Annotated in this window: 12 protein-coding genes and 2 pseudogenes; 7 read left to right on the forward strand and 7 right to left on the reverse strand. The window is 71.4% G+C overall.

Annotated elements, in window-relative coordinates; genetic code table 11:
* Positions 1-77: 77 nt before the first annotated feature.
* From AB0K52_RS11095 to AB0K52_RS11105, 3 genes are all read right to left on the reverse strand, one after another.
* Positions 78-488, reverse strand: a complete 411-nt coding sequence (locus tag AB0K52_RS11095; protein ID WP_363529486.1) for a hypothetical protein — start codon at positions 486-488, stop codon at positions 78-80.
* A gap of 242 nt (positions 489-730) precedes the next feature.
* Complete coding sequence (locus tag AB0K52_RS11100; RefSeq protein WP_363529489.1) at positions 731-1,636, reverse strand: ribokinase; 906 nt, start codon at positions 1,634-1,636, stop codon at positions 731-733.
* Positions 1,637-1,865: 229 nt separating this feature from the next.
* A complete protein-coding gene (locus tag AB0K52_RS11105) occupies positions 1,866-2,405 on the reverse strand; it encodes a YbhB/YbcL family Raf kinase inhibitor-like protein (RefSeq protein WP_363529492.1) in 540 nt (179 codons plus the stop codon).
* Between the two features lie 111 nt (positions 2,406-2,516).
* Between AB0K52_RS11105 and AB0K52_RS11110 the strand changes: the two genes are divergently transcribed.
* From AB0K52_RS11110 to AB0K52_RS11125, 4 genes are all read left to right on the forward strand, one after another.
* Positions 2,517-3,221: a GntR family transcriptional regulator gene (locus AB0K52_RS11110; RefSeq protein WP_363529560.1), complete on the forward strand. Its 705-nt coding sequence runs from the start codon at positions 2,517-2,519 to the stop codon at positions 3,219-3,221.
* A gap of 299 nt (positions 3,222-3,520) precedes the next feature.
* Complete coding sequence (locus AB0K52_RS11115) at positions 3,521-4,714, forward strand: MFS transporter (protein WP_363529495.1); 1,194 nt, start codon at positions 3,521-3,523, stop codon at positions 4,712-4,714.
* Positions 4,715-5,230: 516 nt separating this feature from the next.
* Entirely contained in the window at positions 5,231-8,842 is a 3,612-nt protein-coding gene (locus AB0K52_RS11120; RefSeq protein WP_363529498.1) for an ACP S-malonyltransferase, read from the forward strand.
* A 67-nt stretch (positions 8,843-8,909) separates the two neighbouring features.
* Positions 8,910-10,370 (forward strand): hypothetical protein, encoded by a 1,461-nt coding sequence (locus AB0K52_RS11125; RefSeq protein ID WP_363529501.1) that lies wholly within the window; start codon positions 8,910-8,912, stop codon positions 10,368-10,370.
* On the opposite strand, the gene AB0K52_RS11130 is transcribed toward AB0K52_RS11125, so the two are convergent.
* Both AB0K52_RS11130 and AB0K52_RS11135 read right to left on the reverse strand, forming a co-directional pair.
* Positions 10,367-10,978, reverse strand: coding sequence for a PASTA domain-containing protein (locus AB0K52_RS11130; RefSeq protein WP_363529504.1), 612 nt, complete (start codon positions 10,976-10,978; stop codon positions 10,367-10,369). The two genes, AB0K52_RS11125 and AB0K52_RS11130, sit on opposite strands and share 4 nt — an antisense overlap.
* Positions 10,979-11,366: 388 nt before the next feature.
* A pseudogene (locus AB0K52_RS11135) lies at positions 11,367-11,762 on the reverse strand (protein kinase); the annotation flags it as partial.
* Between the two features lie 401 nt (positions 11,763-12,163).
* Between AB0K52_RS11135 and AB0K52_RS11140 the strand changes: the two are divergent.
* On the forward strand, positions 12,164-14,161 hold the full coding sequence (locus AB0K52_RS11140) for a glycosyl hydrolase (protein WP_363529507.1): 1,998 nt from the start codon (positions 12,164-12,166) through the stop codon (positions 14,159-14,161).
* A gap of 50 nt (positions 14,162-14,211) precedes the next feature.
* Here AB0K52_RS11140 and AB0K52_RS11145 read toward each other — a convergent pair whose 3' ends face one another.
* Together AB0K52_RS11145 and AB0K52_RS11150 are read right to left on the reverse strand one after the other, a co-directional pair.
* Positions 14,212-14,700 (reverse strand): VOC family protein, encoded by a 489-nt coding sequence (locus AB0K52_RS11145; protein WP_363529510.1) that lies wholly within the window; start codon positions 14,698-14,700, stop codon positions 14,212-14,214.
* Between the two features lie 60 nt (positions 14,701-14,760).
* A complete protein-coding gene (locus AB0K52_RS11150) occupies positions 14,761-15,987 on the reverse strand; it encodes an ROK family protein (RefSeq protein WP_363529513.1) in 1,227 nt (408 codons plus the stop codon).
* Between the two features lie 101 nt (positions 15,988-16,088).
* On the opposite strand from AB0K52_RS11150, the gene AB0K52_RS11155 reads away from it, so the two are divergent.
* A complete protein-coding gene (locus AB0K52_RS11155; protein ID WP_363529516.1) occupies positions 16,089-17,762 on the forward strand; it encodes a glycoside hydrolase family 13 protein in 1,674 nt (557 codons plus the stop codon).
* 112 nt (positions 17,763-17,874) lie between these two features.
* Positions 17,875-18,091, forward strand: a pseudogene (locus AB0K52_RS11160) (alpha-hydroxy-acid oxidizing enzyme); the annotation flags it as partial.

Here is an 18,091-nt window from a genome sequence, read left to right on the forward strand (position 1 = left end):
TGCGGATCGCACAGGGCCTTCGTCGGCCGGCACCCGGTCCTACACCCCTGACCGGGGCCGGCCACCGGTCGCGAGACCTACACCCAGGTCTCGTACCAGCCGCTGTGCGACCAGCCGTTCGGACCGTTCCATCCGAGCTGCCACTGGATCTTGCTGCCGTCTTCGAAGTTCTTGTCGCACGCGGTCCAGCCCTTGGCCTCGCCCAGGGTGTTCAGGCAGGTGCCCGAGCGGGTGCTGCCGGTGTCGCGCCAGGAGAGCGAGACGGCGTACCCGTCGGCGCTGTCGTCCTTGAGCCACAGCACGTCGCCGTAGCCCTGCACGCAGCCGGAGACCTTCGCGAAGTCCAGGCACTCCTTGTAGTACCGGTCCGACCAGTCCACGTCGACCGCTCGGTCGGATTCCGAAGCGGCGGCGGGCGAGCCGATCATCAAGGCGATGCCCACCGACGCGATGAGCGCCGACAGGATCACAGCAATGCGGTTGCGCATGCGCAGTTCCCTTCTAGGTCTGTGCCCGCGCAGGCGGCGGGCAGCATCGATCAGCGGCTTACCCGTTGCGCCCCAAGGCTTTTCGGGTGTCCGTCGTTCGCTGATATAGACCGCTGCGGAGGACGGGGAGGTTGCTCGGACGCAAAAGGAATTTGCATCCCCTTCCCCGCCTTCCCGGAGGAACCGGACGCGAAGCGAACGGCCCCGCACCGTGCGTGCAGAGCCGTTCGTCGAGCGAGGGGTCAGAAGTCGAGGAGGCTCCGGACCTCGTCCAGGTGCGGAATGGAGGGACCGGCGCCCTTGCGCTGCACCGCGATCGCCGAGGCGGCGGTCGCGAACTCGGTGGCGTCGACCAGCGAGCGCTGGTCGGCCGTGTGGTCGAGCGAGGCCGCGAACGCGCCCACGAACACGTCGCCCGCGCCCGTGGTGTCCTTGACCTCGACCGGGAACGCCGGGACCTTCACCGGCTCGGTGCCGTGGCCGCCGACGAAGGCCCCATCCGAGCCGAGGGTGATGACCACGTCGCAGCCGTGCGAGGTGAGGACCGACATGAGCGAGCGCTCGCCGGTCCCGGCGGGCTCGCCCGCGAGCTCGGCGGCCTCGTGCTCGTTGACGATGAGGATGTCGACCTCCGCCAGCAGCTCCACGGGGAAGGCGCCGCTCGGCGCGGCGTTGAGGACCACGGTCGTCTCGGCGGCCCGCGCCGCGCGGATCGCGGCGGTGACCGTCTCCAGCGGCGTCTCCAGCTGCACGACCATGACGTCAGCGGCCGCGATCTCGGCGAGCTCGGCCTCGGTGAGGTCGACGAGCGCGGCGTTCGCGCCCGAGTTCACCACGATCGAGTTCTCGCCCTTGCGGTCCACGAAGATCACGGCGGTGCCGGTCGGGGCGTCCACCCGGCGGTCGAGCAGCGTGATGCCCGCGTCCCGGGCCTGCGCGGCCAGCGCGTCCGCCGCCTCATCGCGGCCGAGCGCGGCAATGAAGCGGGTCTCGGCTCCGGCGCGGGCGGCGGCGATGGCCTGGTTGTTGCCCTTGCCGCCGGGGAAGGAGGCGAGGCCGCGCGAGAGCACCGTCTCACCCGGCGCGGGGATGCGCTCGACCTCGTAGACGAGGTCGAGGTTCGCGCTTCCGATGACGACGACGCTCATGTTGCCTGCCTCCACAGTCCGGATCACTCGAGCGGTCGTACCCGCCCATCCGAAGCCTGACACAGCGGCCGCGGGCCGGTCGCGGAGTCCGCCGATCCAGTGATCCGGGACGTGCCGTCCCAGCTGCTGGGCGCGGCATCGCCCACGCGCGTTCGCCGGTCCGGGCAAGCGAAACGAGCGAGCCTCGGTCGAGGCTCGCTCGTCGGTCCCCGAGCGGGAAGCGCCGGCGCTAGGCGGGCGTCTCCCCGGTGGCGACGATCGTCGCGCGGCCGAGCGTGTGGCCGGACATGTTGAACCCCAGGAAGGCCGGGGTCGCGTCGGCAGGGACGCCGATCGACTCCGTGGCGAGCGCCCACACCGTGATGAAGTAGCGGTGCTCGCCGTGCCCGGCGGGCGGGGCCGCGCCGATGTAGCGGGCGGCGCGGGCGTCGTTCGGGAGCTGGAACGCGCCTTGGGGCAGGCCCGAGCCCGCCTCGTCCCCGGCGCCTTCAGGCAGCTCGGTCACGGACGCCGGGATGTCGGCGACCGCCCAGTGCCAGAAGCCGGAGTGGGTCGGGGCGTCCGGGTCGTAGACGGTGACGGCGAAGCTCTTCGTGCCTTCGGGAGCGCCCTCCCAGGCCAGGTGCGGCGAGAGGTCCTCGCCGCCGGGGACTCCGAAGGCCCCCGAGTACTGCGGTTTCGGCAGCGCGCCGCCGTCGGCGACGGTCTTGCTGGTGAGTGTGAAGGCGCTCGCCTCGGGGAGGCGGGCGAACGGGTCGTTGCCGCTCATCGATATTCCTTTCGATGGAGTTCGCGGTGTGCCGTCTCGATCGATGAAGTCGATCAGGATCGAGCGTAGCAAAGATAATCGATTATTCAAGGCATGATCTATCCTGGGGGCATGGCCCTCAAGCACCACGTGCCCGGCGACGCCGCCGCGGCGACCGCGAAGCAGATGCTCTCCGAGCGCGTGTACACCGAGCTCAAAGCCGCCATCCTCGCCGGCGGCCACCGCCCCGGAGCAGCGCTCAAACCCCAGGAGCTCGCCGACCGGCACCGCGTGAGCCTCGCCGTCGCCAGAGAGGCGCTGCTGCGGGCCGTGGGCGAAGGGCTCGCCGACCGCCTCCCCAACCGCGGATTCGCCGTCCCCGCGCACTCCGACGCGCGCTGGCAGCAGATCGCCGAGGCCCGCCGCACCGTCGAACCCGTGCTCCTGCGCATGGCGATCGATCGGGGCGACCTCGACTGGGAGGCCCGCGTCAAGGCCGCCCACCACCGCCTCGCGGGCACCCCGGTCTACGAGGACGGCGGCGAGCACTTCTCCGACGCGTGGTCCGAGGCGCACCGGCAGTTCCACCGGACCCTCCTGGACGCCTGCGGGAACCCGTTCCTGCTCGAGACCTTCGACCGCATGTGGACGGCGAGCGAGCTGGCCCGGCGCTGGTCCGTTCGCCGGACGCCCCATCGCGACCACGCCGGCGAGCACCGGCGGCTCGAAGCGCTCGCGCTGGCCCGCGACGCCGACGGCGCGGCGGCGCTCCTCGCGCAGCACCTCACCACCACCGCCGCCGGACTCGGCGCCGACCCCGATGAGCGATCCACCTGAGGCACGACGACATTCGAGAATCCGCAGCGCCCGCCCGGTCCCCGGGCGGGCGCTGCCGTTCCCGGCCCGCCCCGCGAAGGTAGGACTGCCAGTCCCAGGGTCAAGGGGGCCAGGCGAACACGCACGGTGACGCCTCCAGGAAACCAACTGGTCACGGCCCTGTCTCGTATGCGGTGTCGAATGGAGCACCAGGTCAACGCATTACTTGCACATCGCGATTGCCACTTCCCGCCAATAGCCCGCGCGTGCAAGTATTGGCGAACGACCGCTTCGTCACGCATTCCAACCTGGAGGGTTCCATGCCCATAGGACTCATCGCCCTCGCTTTGGGGGGCTTCGGCATCGGACTCACGGAGTTCGGCATCGTGGGCCTCCTGCCCGAGATCGCCGCCGATTTCCGCGTCTCCGAGCCCGTCGCCGGCTACCTGGTGTCGGGCTACGCGCTCACCGTCGCGATCGGCGCGCTCGCGCTCACCGCGGCCATCGTGCGCTTCGACCGCAAGAAGCTCCTGCTCTCGCTCATGGTCCTGTTCATCGCCGGCAACCTGATCTCCGCCGTCGCGACCTCCTACGAGATCCTCATGCTGGGCCGCATCGTCGCCGCCCTGTGCCACGGCGCCTTCTTCAGCGTCGGCGCCGTCGTCGCCACCAGCATGGTCGCCGAGAACAAGCAGGGCAGCGCCATCGCCGTCATGTTCGGCGGCCTCACCGTCGCCACCGTCATCGGCGTCCCGCTCGGGACCTTCCTCGGCCAGCAGCTCGGCTGGCGCTCCACGTTCTGGGCCATCAGCATCATCGGGGTCATCGCCCTGATCGGCATCCAACTCCTCGTGCACACCAGCGCCGGCGGCGCCAAGACCGATCTGCGCAGCGAGATGCGGGCGTTCCGCGAACCGCAGGTGTGGGTCTCGATCGCGGTGGGCGTGCTGGCCTTCGGCGGCGTCGTCGGCGCCTTCACCTACATCGCGTTCACGCTCACCGAGGTCAGCGGCTTCGCCTCGTCGATGGTGCCGTGGCTGCTGGTGCTCTTCGGGGTCGGCACGTTCATCGGCAACTGGGCCGGCGGCAAGGCCGCCGACCGGTCCCTCAACGGCTCGCTCATCGCGATCATGGCCGTGCTGGCCGCCGTGCTCGCGCTCTTCGCGCTGACCGCCGAGAACCAGATCCTCACGCTGGTCTCGCTGGTGCTCATGGGCACCATCGGCCTGGCGACGGCACCCGGCCTCCAGGTGCGCATCATGCAGTACGCCTCGAGCGCACCGACGATGGCGGCCGGGGCGAACATCGCGGCCTTCAACATCGGCAACGCGATGGGCGCCTGGCTGGGCGGCCTCGCCATCGGCGCCGGGTTCGGGTTCACGTCCCCGCTGTGGGTCGGCTCGATCGTCATCGCGGTCGGCTTCCTGGTCCTGGTCGCCGGGACACTGGCGCAGCGGGGCCGCACGGCCGTCCCGCACGCGGCGGAGCCCGAGCCGGCCGCCTCCACCGTGTAGTCGACAGCGCGCGAGCCGCCTGCGCCGGCGTTCCGGCACGGGCGGCTCCAGCGTGCCCTCGTTCATCCACAGTGGTGGTTCAAGATCATTTTACACAAGCATTCGAAAATTGTATGTGATCTGAATCACTTTCACCTTTCGATCTTGTCTCAGTGCATCCGAATGCCTACTCTGGATTGCATCCCCCGCCACCATGACGCGTGGCGCGCCTGCCCCCGTCCCCGCTTCCGGGGCAGCGCCGGGAACACCATGACGGCATCATGGACAAAGGCGATCATCGCCGTCGCACTGGAATACGACGCCGTATCCTACCCCCACCCTGCAATCCCACCAAAACTCCACCCTCGTGGGAAGGACGTCACTGTGTCTACAAGCGACGCTGCAACCACTCCGGCCGCAACCTCACAATGGGATTTCGCGTCTTATATCGACGCCGCCGCCAATTCCGAGAACGCGCAATCGACACCATTCGACAAAGGCGCACCCACCGTATCGCGCCCGCCGTTCATCGACCACTTGACCCAGGCCCAGCAGGCCCGACTGGTCGGTTTCTTCCCCGGTCTCGGCAGCCGGTCCGCATTCCAGGACCTCGGCAGCGCGCTGCTCGAATCCGGCGCCCCCGAGGTCACCCGCATCTACCGGGAGGCCGCCTTCGCGCTCGACGTGCCGGGACGCCCCCACCGCGTCCTGACCGAGGCCGCCAACCTCCCCGCCGGGCGCCTCGCCCGGCAGGGGTTCATCGGCGCCGCGCTCCTCGTCCACAGCCTCGCGCTGGAGGCGCACCTCAGGGAGGCCGCGGCCAGGCGCGGGACGCCCCTCATCTTCAGGGCGTACACCGGCGAGAGCTTCGGGATGCTCACCGCGGCCGTGGCCGGAGGGGCGCTGTCGGTCGGCGACGGCGTCGCCATCGCCCACGCCTTCACGCCGATGTCCCTGACCGCGGCCGAAGGCGTCGACCGGGACGAGCCGCTGTCGCGGCTCATGGCCGCCCACCTCCCGGTGCGCGCACCGCTCGTGCCCGAGCCCTTCCACGTGGTCGGCCTCTCCGGACGGCCCGACCGCCTCGCCGTCGCACTGGAGCGGCTCGGCCGGAACTTCCGGCGCGAGGACGTCGAGGTCCACAAGCGGTACTCCCCCGTGCAGGTCAACCTCTACGTGCGCGGCGAGCGCAAGTCCGACTTCGACTGGGTCGTGGGGCAGCTCCCCGGCGTCGAGGCCACCGAGCTCAAGGCGCCCACCACATTCCTGGCCCACGCCTCGCGGATGCGCGCGCTGCGCACCGGCCTCGAGTCCTTCATGGACACGCACGGCATCGCCTTCGCGAAGCCGCACACCGCGATCATCGCCAACCACGGCGGCGACCAGCACCTGCTCACCACCGCAGCGGAGGTGCGCGAAGCCGTCCTCTCGATCGCCGACCGGGTCATGGACTCCCAGCGCACCGTCGCCTCGATCGAACGGCTCCACCCCGACCTGGTGCTCGAACTCGGTCCGGGCGGGAAGTCGGTGCAGCTGCTGGAGGACAACCACGTCTCCACGCCGGTCGCCGCGTACACCGGCACCGAGACCGCGGCCCTGCTCGACGCCTTCGACACCGCCGGCGCGCTCGTCCGCGAGCTGCGGCGACTCCACCCGGCCGGGGACGACCTCGGCGTGCGCCACTACGACCTGCTGCGCACCACGTTCCGGTCCTTCGCCGAGAACGGGCTCTGCGAGCGCTACACCCGCCGGCTCATCGGCCGGCTCTCCGCCCGCGAGCTGCTGCGCGACCGGCCGGGCGGCTCCACCGCCTACCACCGGTTCCTCGAGGCCTTCCGGCACACCGTCGTCCACCGGGCGCATGTGGAGCCGGCCAGGGGCGAGCTGGTCCTCCAGGCCCGCACCAAGAAGCGGCTCACCGGTGCCGACGACGAACTCGGCCGCGCCTACACCGAGCTGCGGATCGTCGACGGATCGGGCGCTTTCAGCGCCCGCGCCGTGGCCGCCGCCCGGCCCGAAGTCCTCGTCGCCCACTTCGACCGGATGCCCGACGCCGACCCCGAGTCGCTGCGCCGCCAGACCGACCAGCTGACCGCGACCCAGCCACTCGCCGCGCTGGTGCACGAACGGCTCATGGAGCGGCTCACCGACCCCGCCGAGGGCGAGGCGGAGGCCGCCGACCGCATCGCCTGCCAGTACGCGGTCTTCCAACTGCTGCGGCTCTACCGGCCCGCCGTCCTCCAGCAGAGCGACACGTACCTGATCGGCGGCGACCCGCTCGGCTGGCTCGTCGCGCTCGCCGCCTCCAACGCGGTCACCCCGCCCGACGTCGTCGAGCTGTACGCGGCCGTCCTGCGCGGCAGCGGCACCCGCTTCGCGCTGGAGCGCCTCATGGGCGCGATGCGCGACGCCGAGCTGCCCGTGATCGGCCCCGACGGCGTCCCCCTCCAGTCCAAGAAGGACCTCGCGGCCGCCGCCCGGGCGATCTTCCTCGAAGGCGCGCTCGACGAACCGATCCGCACCATCCACCTCAGCGGCGACGCCGAGGTGATCGCGCTCGGCTCCCGGCTCGACCCCGACGACGTCCGGGGCGGCCGGTACCGGGTCGAGATCGTCAACCTCAGCGACCCGCAGGAGGTGTGGCAGCGGGGCCTCAACCCCGCGCTCGACGCCGCCGAGGACCGGGCCACCGGGACGCTCACCGCGGAGCAGGGCCTGGTGCTGCGCCAGGCCCAGCACCGCCGCATCCTCTCCAGCACCATCAACGCCTACGTCCACGCCGGCGAGCGGATCACCGGATTCGGCCGCGGCGGCAGCGAATCGATGACGATCTTCCTGTCCAAGCCGGGCGAGACGGACGTGACCGTCCGGAAGGTCCTCAGCGAAGCGCTCGTGACCGCTTCCTGGGACCCGGCGGGCGAAGGCGTCATGCTGCCGCCGTTCGCCAAGGCCCGCAAGCAGGCCGAGTTCCTGCAGGCCCTGCCGGGGCCGGTCCTGCGGCGCTTCCCGGAGGTGTACGCGGTCACCGAGCGGTCCATCCCCGCGCTCAGCGGCGGCTCCTGCGCTGAGGTGATCTACGAGATGAGCTACGTCCCCGGCGAGGAGGTCAGCCGGTACATCGAGCGCCGCGTCCCCGATCCGGCGGTCGTGGCCCGGATCTACGAGCACCTCGTGCGGACCCTGCACCGCGACGTCCACTCCTTCGGGCGGGTCCCCTCGCCGGGAGGGACCCTCGAGGCCTCCTATTTCAAGAAGATCGAGGACCGGCTCGCCCTGAGCGCCAGGACCGCGCCGCGCACGTTCGGGCCCGACCTGCTCGGCCCCGACCGGATCTGGATCGACGGCCGGCCCTACCGCAACGCCGGGGCGCTCCTCGCCTGGTTCCGGGCGCACCCCGAGCACCAGGCCCGCCTCGAACCGCGTTACCACGCGCTCGTCATGGGCGACACCAACACCGAGAACGTCAAACTGACCGACACCGCCGCCCTCGAAGCCGCGCAGCGGCTCATCGAGACCGGCGCGCCCGCGCACCGCATCGACGCGGCGCTCGCGGCCGCCACCGACGCGTCGCTCGGCATCAGGTTCCTCGACCCGCGCGCCATCGGCTTCGAGAGCAGCGGCGCCGACACCCGCGACGACCCGATGTACGACAACAAGCCCTGGCACAACTCCATCGGCCACTACGACGAGATCCACTTCGAGCACTTCAAGCTCTCCGTGGACACCGGGCCGGGGCGCGAGCCGCGCATCGACGTGTCCTTCACCCCCGGCAACCCGTTCCAGCGGGCCTACCGGGTGCGGGACGTCGCCGTCACCGGGGCGCCGGTCACCCCCGAACGGCCGCAGGGCATGGAAGACCACTTCGCGTCCGTCATGACCGCCGCGCTCGGGCTCGACGAACCGGACTCCCCGTTCCTCGCCGACGACCCGGACTGGCTGGTGCGGTTCGTATTCATGATGGGCACCCACTTCACCGCCATGCCGCCGTTCCACTTCCAGGCCGAGCTCGACGGCACCCTCACCGACACGCCGCTCGTCCAGCGCCGCCCCGTCGCCATCTACTGCGAAGGCGTCAAGTGGCTCAACTGGGCCGCCGAGATGCTCGAAGGCACCCGCACCGAGTTCCTGGGAATCCCCGTCCCCCGATGAGCCGCCCCGCCGGGCGCGGCCCATGCCGCGCCCGGCGCCCTCCACCCTCCCGAAAGGACACGCCTCGATGGCCACTCCCTCCATCGCCGTACCCGCCTCCCTCGACGGCCTCCCCGCCGAGACCCGCGTCATCGCCACCCCGTGGAGCCGCATGGTCCGCGGCATCGGACTCGGCCAGCACCCCGTCCGCTACGACCCGCTCGCCGCCTCCCGCATCAGAGGCGCCTTCGACCGGCTCGCGAAGACGGTGCCCGGCAACGCGTACACCCGCTTCTCCGGCCACCTCGCCGAACTCGTCCTCAACTTCGCCCGGCCCGGCCTGTCCGACCAGCGCGCCGCGCGCGCCCTCGGCCCCATCATGGAGGCCGCGCGCGCCGTGCCGAACCCCTACTGGCGCATCATGGCCGGGTGCATCCTCATGGACGCCTGGGCGAAGCTCGGCCTCGATCCCGCGCTCCTCACCGGCGGGGACGCCGACATCCCCGCCGAGACCCTCGCCCTGGTCGACGCCGTCGCCCCCGACCAGATCAAGGACGAGAACCAGGGCCGGCACGGCGACTACGAACGCCTCTCGGCCTACACCGCGGTCTTCCTCGCCCAGGGCCAGCTCGGACTCCAGGCGCGACTCGTCGAAGACCGCGACCACATCGGCGAGGCGCTGGGGCTCATCGACCGCGTCCCCTCCCCGTTCTTCCGCGGCCGGGGCGGGTCCATGCTCATCGCCGTCACCGCGCTCATCGGACACGGCGACCGCCTCACCGCCGGCGGCCGCGATGCGATCGGCGAGGTCCTCGACTACCTCGACCGCGACGACGAGATCGGGATGCCGCCGGCCTTCCCGCAGCCGCTGAGCGCCGCGTTCGGGAAGGTCTACCCGCTGCTGACCATGCTCAACGCCGTGGCCGTGGTCGGACGGCCCGACCACCTGCTGCGCGGGCGCGACCGCCTCGCGCAGGCCCGGGACCTCATGGCCGCGCTCGACCCGGCCGAACGCACCCACATGGGCCTGTACTACCTGATGGCGCTGAGCAACCTCGGCCGACTGCGCTCGCAGGTGCCGTCCCTCGACCGGTACCTCGAGTCCCTTGTGGGCACGTGGCGGCACCTCGATCCGGGCGAGAACTTCTTCCTCACCGGCATCGCCTACCCGTACCTGATCCAGACCGCCATGCTCACCGGGCGGATGGACCTCGTCCCGCACGCGATGCTCGAACGCGTCGCCGACTCCTACCCCGACCTCGACCGCACCGACGAGGACCGGGTCAACCGGCCCTACCCCTTCGGGTACCTCGTGAACGTCCTCGGCGAGATCGGGGCGGCCGACCTCGTGTTCGAGCCCCGGCCGCGCTATGGCGGGCAGTCCGCCATGGACTGGGTGATCGACCGGCTCTCACCGGACGGCGAGGCCGAGGGCAGCCGCCTCCACATCCTCGACCACGCCCTCATCGCCTACGCCCTCCGCCAGCGCGGCGGCAGCGGCGACACCGCGCTGTTCGCGGGTCACCGATTCCCGTTCGACCGGCCCTAGCAGTCGCCGTCGGCGAACTCGAGGTAGGTCAAGGCGATCGGGGTGTCGTAGTCGGTCGGGGAGCCGGGGTCGGGGTCCTGGGCGAGGACGCTGCATTCGGTCTGGCCGTTGTCCGGGTCGTCGCGGTCGGGCACGAGGGAGACGTGCTCCCAGCCCTCCGAGACGAGCCGGTCCTTCGCGTCGGTGTACCACTCGCCGCGCACGTCGGGGAGGTTCGGCGGGCTGCCGTCGACCATGCCGCCTTCCTCGGTGGTGGTGCCGCCGGTGGGCTCGCCGCGGTCGTCTCCGGCGGCGCCGCCCGTGGTCGCCGCGTCGTCGCCGTCCGCGTCTCCGACCGGTTGGTCGGCTTCGGATTCGGTCGCGGCCGCGCTCGTGGTGTCCGATGCGGACGGTGCGGGGGTCGTGGTGCCCGCGACGGCCGGCGCGGACTCGGTCTCGGCGGAGGAGTCCTGCGCGGCGAGCGTGCCGCGGTCGCCGCCATCGGCGTCGCCCGCTTCGCTGAGCCAGGGCGAGAGCATGAATGCGGCGGCGGCCGCCACGATCGCGACGGCGGCGGTCGGCAGGATGACCGTGAGCCGCTTGCGTTTCGGGCGGCGGGGCGGCAGCACGGGGGCCGGAAAGGGGGTCGCGGCGGTGACCGGCTCGGCCGCGGGGCCGGGGCGAGCGCCGGGGCGGCATGCGGCGCTGCGGGGTTCGCGGCGGCGTGCTCGGCGGTCGCGGCGAACGCGGCCGCCGAGGGCCAGCGGTTCTCGGGGTCCTTGGCGAGGGCCTGGAAGACGACGGCGGCGGGCGCGGGCGGCACGGTCTCGGAAAACTGGGGCGGGGGCTGGTGCAGGTGCCCGTTGATGATGGCCCCGGCGGTCTCGCCGGTGAACGGCGGCGTCCCGGCGAGGCATTCGTAGGCGACCGCTCCGAGCGAGTACGCGTCGGTGGCCGGGTGAGCTCGTGGCCTTCGAGCTGTTCGGGCGAGGCGTAGCAGAGCGTGCCGAGGAGGAGGCCCGACTCGGTGATCGAGGCGCGCCCGGTAGAGAGGGCGATGCCGAAGTCGACCAGGACGGCGCGGCCGCGCTCGTCGATGATGATGTTGGCGGGCTTGACGTCCCGGTGGATGATCCCGGCGTCGTGGGCCGCCTGCAGGGCCGCGGCGACCTGGGCGCACACGCGCATCGCCTCGGCCGGTTCGAGCGGACCGCCGAGCAGGACCTGTGTGAGCGACCGGCCCTCGATCAGCTCCATCACGAGGTAGGAGAGGACCGCGCCCTGCTCGTCCTCAGTCTCGCCGTAGTCGTGGAGGGCGGCGATACCGTTGTGGCGCAAGGAGGCCACGGCGTGGGCTTCGTGCTCGAAGCGGGCGCGGGCGTTCTCGTCGCGCTCGAAGCCGGACTTGAGGATCTTGACGGCGACGGCCCGTTTGAGGCGGGTGCCGTAGCCGCGTCACACGGTGCCCATGCCTCCGGAGGCGATCGAGGCGTCGAGTCGGTAGCGGTCGGCGATCAGCGTTCCGGGTTCCACGGCTGCACCTCGGGGTCCGGGGGCGGTCAATGTCCGACAAGCCTAGGCGATCGCGGCGCTGGCAGCAGGGCGCATAGCCGTCCGTCAATGTCCCGGACAGTGCGGGACCAAGGCCGTTCCTCAACCGATTCAGGAGCGTCAGAGCCGTTGACATCGATGAAACACTATGAATATCCTGTGGTCGGCTTAGCCGATTCAGCGCCTTGAAACCCCAGGTCAAGCCCGCATACCGGATCCACCCCTCACCGGAGGGCCGGCCCTTCGTTCCAAAGGAGACGCAAGTGGCTCTTCCCGCGTTCCGCGCGCCCCGCCGCGCTGTCATCACCTTGGGCGCCGCCGCTGCGGCGGCCGCCGCCGTGCCGCTCTCCGCCGGCGCCGAGACGGCCCGCGCCAGCCGCGTGAAGCTCGTCGACGACTGCGCGACCCCCGAGACGCGCGCGTTGTTCCAGTACATGCTCGACCAGCAGGGCCAGGGCATCCTGTTCGGCCACGAGCACACCCTCACCGACGGGTTCACCTTCGACACGTACACCGAGACGACCTCCGACGTCGAGGCCGCCACCGGCGACTACCCGGCCGTGTTCGGCTGGGACACCCTGATCCTCGACGGGTTCCAGAAGCCGGGCGTCTACGGCGGGACCGTCGAGCAGAACATCGAGGCCATGAGCTGGGCCTTCGAGAAGTCCGACGCGCTCGGCGGGATCAACGTGCTCAGCGCGCACATGTACAACTTCGTCACGGGCGGGGACTTCTGGGACACGGCGGGCCGGGTCGTCGGCCAGATCCTGCCCGGCGGCGCGAAGCACGCCGACTTCAACGGGTTCCTGGACCGGATCGCGGCGGCCGTGAAGGGCGCCAAGCGGTCTGACGGGACGCCGATCCCCGTCGTGTTCCGGCCGTTCCACGAGAACACGGGCGGCTGGTTCTGGTGGGGCGCCGGGCACTGCACCTCCGCGGAGTTCATCGAGATCTTCCGGTACACCGTGGAGTACCTGCGGGACACCAAGAAGGTGCACAACCTGCTGTACTCGTACTCGCCGAACTCGAGCTTCGGGGGCGACTCGACCGGCTACATGAAGACGTACCCGGGCGACGAGTTCGTGGACGTCCTCGGCTACGACGCCTACGACAACTCGGCGGGCAGCCCGGAGTGGCTGGCGGGCACCGTGAAGGACCTCGCGATGATCGTGGGCCTGGCCGACGAGCGCGGCAAGGTGCCGGCGTTCACCGAGTTCGGCGAGTCCGGGGCCGAGGGGCGGAACCTGAACTGGTTCACCGACCTCTTGGGCGCGCTCAAGGACGACCCGCAGGCGAGCCGGGTGTCGCACATGCTCACCTGGGCGAACTTCGGCGGTACCAACCGGGCGTACGTGCCGTTCCCGGGGCACGCGCTGGAGCCGGACTTCGCGGCGTTCTACGACGACCCGTACTCGCTGTTCGCCTCCGACCTCGAGGGCGTGTTCGACGGGCGGGTGCACGCGGTGCCGAGCGCGCCGTTCCTGCACCTGGTGACCCCGACCGACCGCCAGCGCGTCACGACGACCGAGACGACGGTCCGGATGCGCCTGACCTCGGCGACCACGCGGAGGGCGACCTTCGCCGTCGACGGAGGCGCGCCGGTGGCGCTGACGCGGGACTCGGCGGGGTTCTACTCGGGCAAGTGGGCGATCGATCCGTCCTGGCTGGACAACCGGACGGTGACGGTGTCGGTGAGCGCCAAGGCGGGCGCGACGACCTACACCGGCTCGGCGCTGGTGTTCCTCGGCGAGGTCGAGCCGCTCCCGGCGGGCTGGATCGACGACTTCGAGGGGTACGCGGGGGACGACCTGACGCTGAGCGAGGCGTACAGCCACGTCAACGGCAACGCCACCGAGCTCTCTGCGGAGCACAAGGCTTCGGGCGCTTACGGTCTGGCGTACTCGTACGACTTCGCGAGCGCGGGGTACACGGGCATCGGGAAGTCCGTCGGTCCCGACTGGACGGCGTTCAGCGCGTTGAAGCTGTGGCTCAAGGGCGACGGCTCGTCGAACGGGATGACGATCCAGGTGGTGGCGAAGGGCGCGTACTTCGAGTACAACACGGGCCTGTCGGACACCGCGGGCGCGGAGGTGGCGGCGCCGTTCACCGACTTCCGGCCCGCGCCTTGGGACACCGGCCACGCGGGCGAGCTGCTGGACGCCGCGCACCTGGCGGAGGTGTCGGCGTTCAACCTGTACCTGGGCTATGGCGGGGCGACCGTTTCGGGAACGGTCTATGTAGACGACATTCGTGCGGAGTGAGTGAAGGCCCCGGGTCCGGAGCGGGTCCTCCGGTCCCGGGGCCTTCGCGGTCAGGCGAGGCCGGGGGCGTCCATGACCTGGGTCTGCTCCATGGCCTTGAGGTACTGCGGTTCGCCCATGCGGCGCATGGCCTCCTCGGGAGAGGGGGCCTCGACGCGCTCTTGCAGCCACCAGAGGTTGCCGAGCGGGTCGCGGAGGCGGGCGACGCGGTCGCCCCAGGCCTGGACGTCGGTCAGCGGGGTCACGACGGTCGCGCCGGCTTCCACGGCGCGGTCGAGGGTGGCCTGGGCGTCTTCGACGTAGAGCCGCAGCATCGCAGGCGTGTCCACTTTGAACGGGGTGTCGAAGAGCATCACGATCGAGGTGCCGATGCGGACCTCGGCGTGGCCGATCTTCCCGGGCGGCTGCTCGACGCGGCCGAGCTCCTCGCCGTCGAAGGCGGCTTCGATAAAGGCGATGACGCGGGCGGTGTCGCTCGTGATGATCCAGGGCGTGACGGTGCCGTAGCCCTCGGGGATCGGTTCGGGTCGGGTGCTCATGGCGCGCTCGCTTTCGTCCTCGGGAACGGGTGCGAGTCGAGCATATCAGAACGGAATGCTTTATTCCAATGAAGGTGCGACAGGGTCGAGCGCGATCGCGTTCGCCCGCACGATCTGCAGCGCCCGAACGACCGCGCCGGTGCTGACCACGCCGCCGTGCAGCGTAGAGGCGATCAGCTCGGGCGCGGGCGGGTGGGTCAGCTCGTCGAGGCGGGCGGCCGTGCGCGGCACAAGCAGGCCGACCGAGTCGGCCACCGCACCGGAGAAGACGATGCGCTCGACGTCGAGCAGGCCGCCGAGCACCGCACAGATCCGCGCGAGCCGCTCGGCCATGCGGTCGAGGAGCGCCAGCGCGGCCGGGTCGCCCGCTTCCGCGGCGCGGAAGACGACGGGAGCGCCGAGGTCCGCCTTCGGGGTCGTCATGAGCGCGCTGGCGGCGTCCGCGGCGCCTGAGTCGCGGACTTCGAGCGCCCAGGCCCGCAGCAGGGCCGCGATGCCGTGGGTCGAGCCGACCCCTTCGACGAGGGACAGGAGCCGCAGTTCGCCTGCGGCGCCCCGCGTGCCGCGCACGAGGTGGCCGTCCACGACGTAGCCCGCGCCGAACCGCTCGCCGGTCATGAGGGTGATGTACGAGGAGGCCCCGGCGCCCGCGCCGAGCGCGCCTTCGGCGATCGCGGCCAGGTTGGCGTCGTTCTCGACCTCGATGAGCCAGCCGTGCGCGTCGCCGCGCTCCCGCAGGTGGGCGGCGAAACCGGGGTTCATGCGGGACCAGAACCCCTGCTCCCCTTCGGGAGAGACCCCGTCGAGGTCGGTGGGGGCGGGCACGCCGACGGCGACGCAGAGTACCGACTGCTCGAGCGCGCCCGCCTCGCTGAGGGCCTTCGCGATCACGGTGTCCGCGACGGCGAGGCGCTGCTCGGCGCTGTCCTCGTCGACGTCGGTGTGGGCGCGGGCGAGTTCCCGGCCGCGCAGGTCCGCGACCGCGGCGGTGACGCAGTGCTGACCGGCGTCGACGCCGACGACCACGCCCGCGCTCGACCGCAGCTCGTACCGGCGGGCGGGGCGGCCCTTGCGGTACTCCCCCGCGGCGCGCGCGTTCGGCAGCTCGCAGAACCATCCGCGCTCCACGAGGTCGTCGGCCAGCGCGATCACGGTGGAACGGGTCAGGCCGGTCGCCTCGATGGCGTCGCTCGCGGTGAAGGCCCCCTGGTCCCAGGCGTAGTCGAGCACGGCTGCCGCGTTCGCTCGCTTCTGCGAGAACCCGGTCCTGTCATCAAAGTCGGCCACGCCTCTTGACACCTCGCCTTCCCGTGTACCAGTATGGCGGACGGAGTTGATTTAACACCTAGATTTAATCACCCTATCAATCCCTGAAAGGCTCACGCTCAATGACCGAGCTGCTGACCGGCGCGACCGGAACCACCCCGGGCACGCGCATCGACGCCGACTGGTGGCGTCAGGCCACCGTCTACCAGATCTACCCGCGCAGCTTCGCCGACGCGAACGGCGACGGCATCGGCGACCTCCCCGGCATCACCTCCCGCGTCGACTACCTCGCGAGGCTCGGGGTCGACGCCGTGTGGCTCAGCCCGTTCTACCCGTCCGAGCTGGCCGACGGCGGCTACGACGTCGCCGACTACCGCAACGTCGACCCGCGCCTGGGCACCCTCGCCGACTTCGACGCGATGGTCGCGGCCCTCCACGCGGCGGGCATCAAGCTCATCGTCGACATCGTCCCCAACCACTCCTCCGACCAGCACGAGTGGTTCAAGGAGGCGCTGGCCGCGCCGAAGGGCTCGCCCGAACGCGACCGGTACGTCTTCCGCGACGGGCTCGGCCCGCACGGCGAGCTGCCGCCCGCCGACTGGAAGTGCATGTTCGGCGGCCCGGCCTGGGACCCGGTGGGCGACGGCCAGTGGTACCTCCACCTGTTCGCACCCGAGCAGCCGGACTTCAACTGGCACAACGAGGAGGTGCGCGCCGACTTCCTCCAGACCCTGCGGTTCTGGTCGGACCGGGGCGTGGACGGCTTCCGCGTCGACGTCGCGCACGCCCTCGCCAAGGACCTGCCCGACGACCTGCCGAGCGAGGCCCAGCTCCAGGCGATGGACCGGGCCACCGGCACCCACCTGCTGTGGGACCGTGACGAAGTGCACGAGATCTACGCCGGATGGCGCGAGGTCTTCAACGAGTACGACCCGCCGCGCATCGCCGTCGCCGAAGCCTGGGTCGACCCGCCCGCGCGCCGCGCCCGCTACGCCAGCGCCGAAGGGCTGGGCCAGGCGTTCAACTTCGACCTGCTCGAAGCGGACTTCGACGCCGACGCCTACCGCAAGATCATCGTCGAGAACCTCGAGCAGGCCGCGGCCTCCGGCTCCTCGACCACCTGGGTGTTCTCCAACCACGACGTGGTGCGCCACGCGACCCGGTACGGGTTGCCGCCCAACGGGGACCGGCCGCGGCACTACAACCGCGCGTGGCTGCTCTCGGGCGGCGCCGACCCGGTGGTGGACGCCGAGGCCGGGCTGCGCCGGGCGCGGGCCGCGACGCTGCTCATGCTCGCGATGCCGGGCAGCGCGTACCTCTACCAGGGCGAAGAGCTCGGCCTGGGCGAGGTCGCGGACATCCCCGACGCGGCGCGGCAGGACCCGACGTTCTTCCGCAGCCCGGGCGTGGACGTGGGCCGCGACGGCTGCCGCGTACCGATCCCGTGGAGCGCGGCCGGCGAGTCGTACGGCTTCGGTCCCGCGAAAGCCCATCTGCCGCAACCGGAGTGGTTCGGCGAGATCTCGGTCGAGGCGCAATCGGACGACCCGGGCTCGACGCTGAACCTGTACCGGGACGCGCTGGCGCTGCGCCGGGAGCTGCAGACCGACGAGTCGCTCACCTGGGTCGAGTCGGAGCCGCAGGTGCTGCACCTGCGCCGCGCCAACGGCTGGGAGGCCGTGGCGAACTTCGGCGCGGCCCCGGTGCCGCTGCCGGCCGGTGAGGTGCTGCTCGCCAGCGGGCCGGTCGACGGCGAGCTGCCGGGCGAGACCACCGTCTGGCTGCGGAACGGCTGATCCGTCCCCGCCTCCGGCGTCTTCTCGACGCCGGAGGCGGGGTCTGGCGCGGGAGCGGCGGGTGGGATAGGCTCTGCTCGATATAGAGAATGAAACGATTCAAAGAGCCGGTATGACTCAGCGACAATTTCCCCGCCCCAAGGACCTGCTGCCCTTGGTGAAGTTCAAGAAGCCCGACTTCAACGCGAAGCGGCGGCGCCTGCGGGCGGCGCTGACGATCGAGGACCTGCGCGCCATCGCGAAGCGCCGCACGCCGCGCGCGGCGTTCGACTACACCGAGGGCGCGGCCGAGGCCGAGCTGTCGTTGGCGCGGGCGCGGCAGGCGTTCA

This window comes from Glycomyces sp. NPDC049804 (assembly GCF_040674615.1).
Classification (GTDB): domain Bacteria; phylum Actinomycetota; class Actinomycetes; order Mycobacteriales; family Micromonosporaceae; genus Glycomyces; species Glycomyces niveus.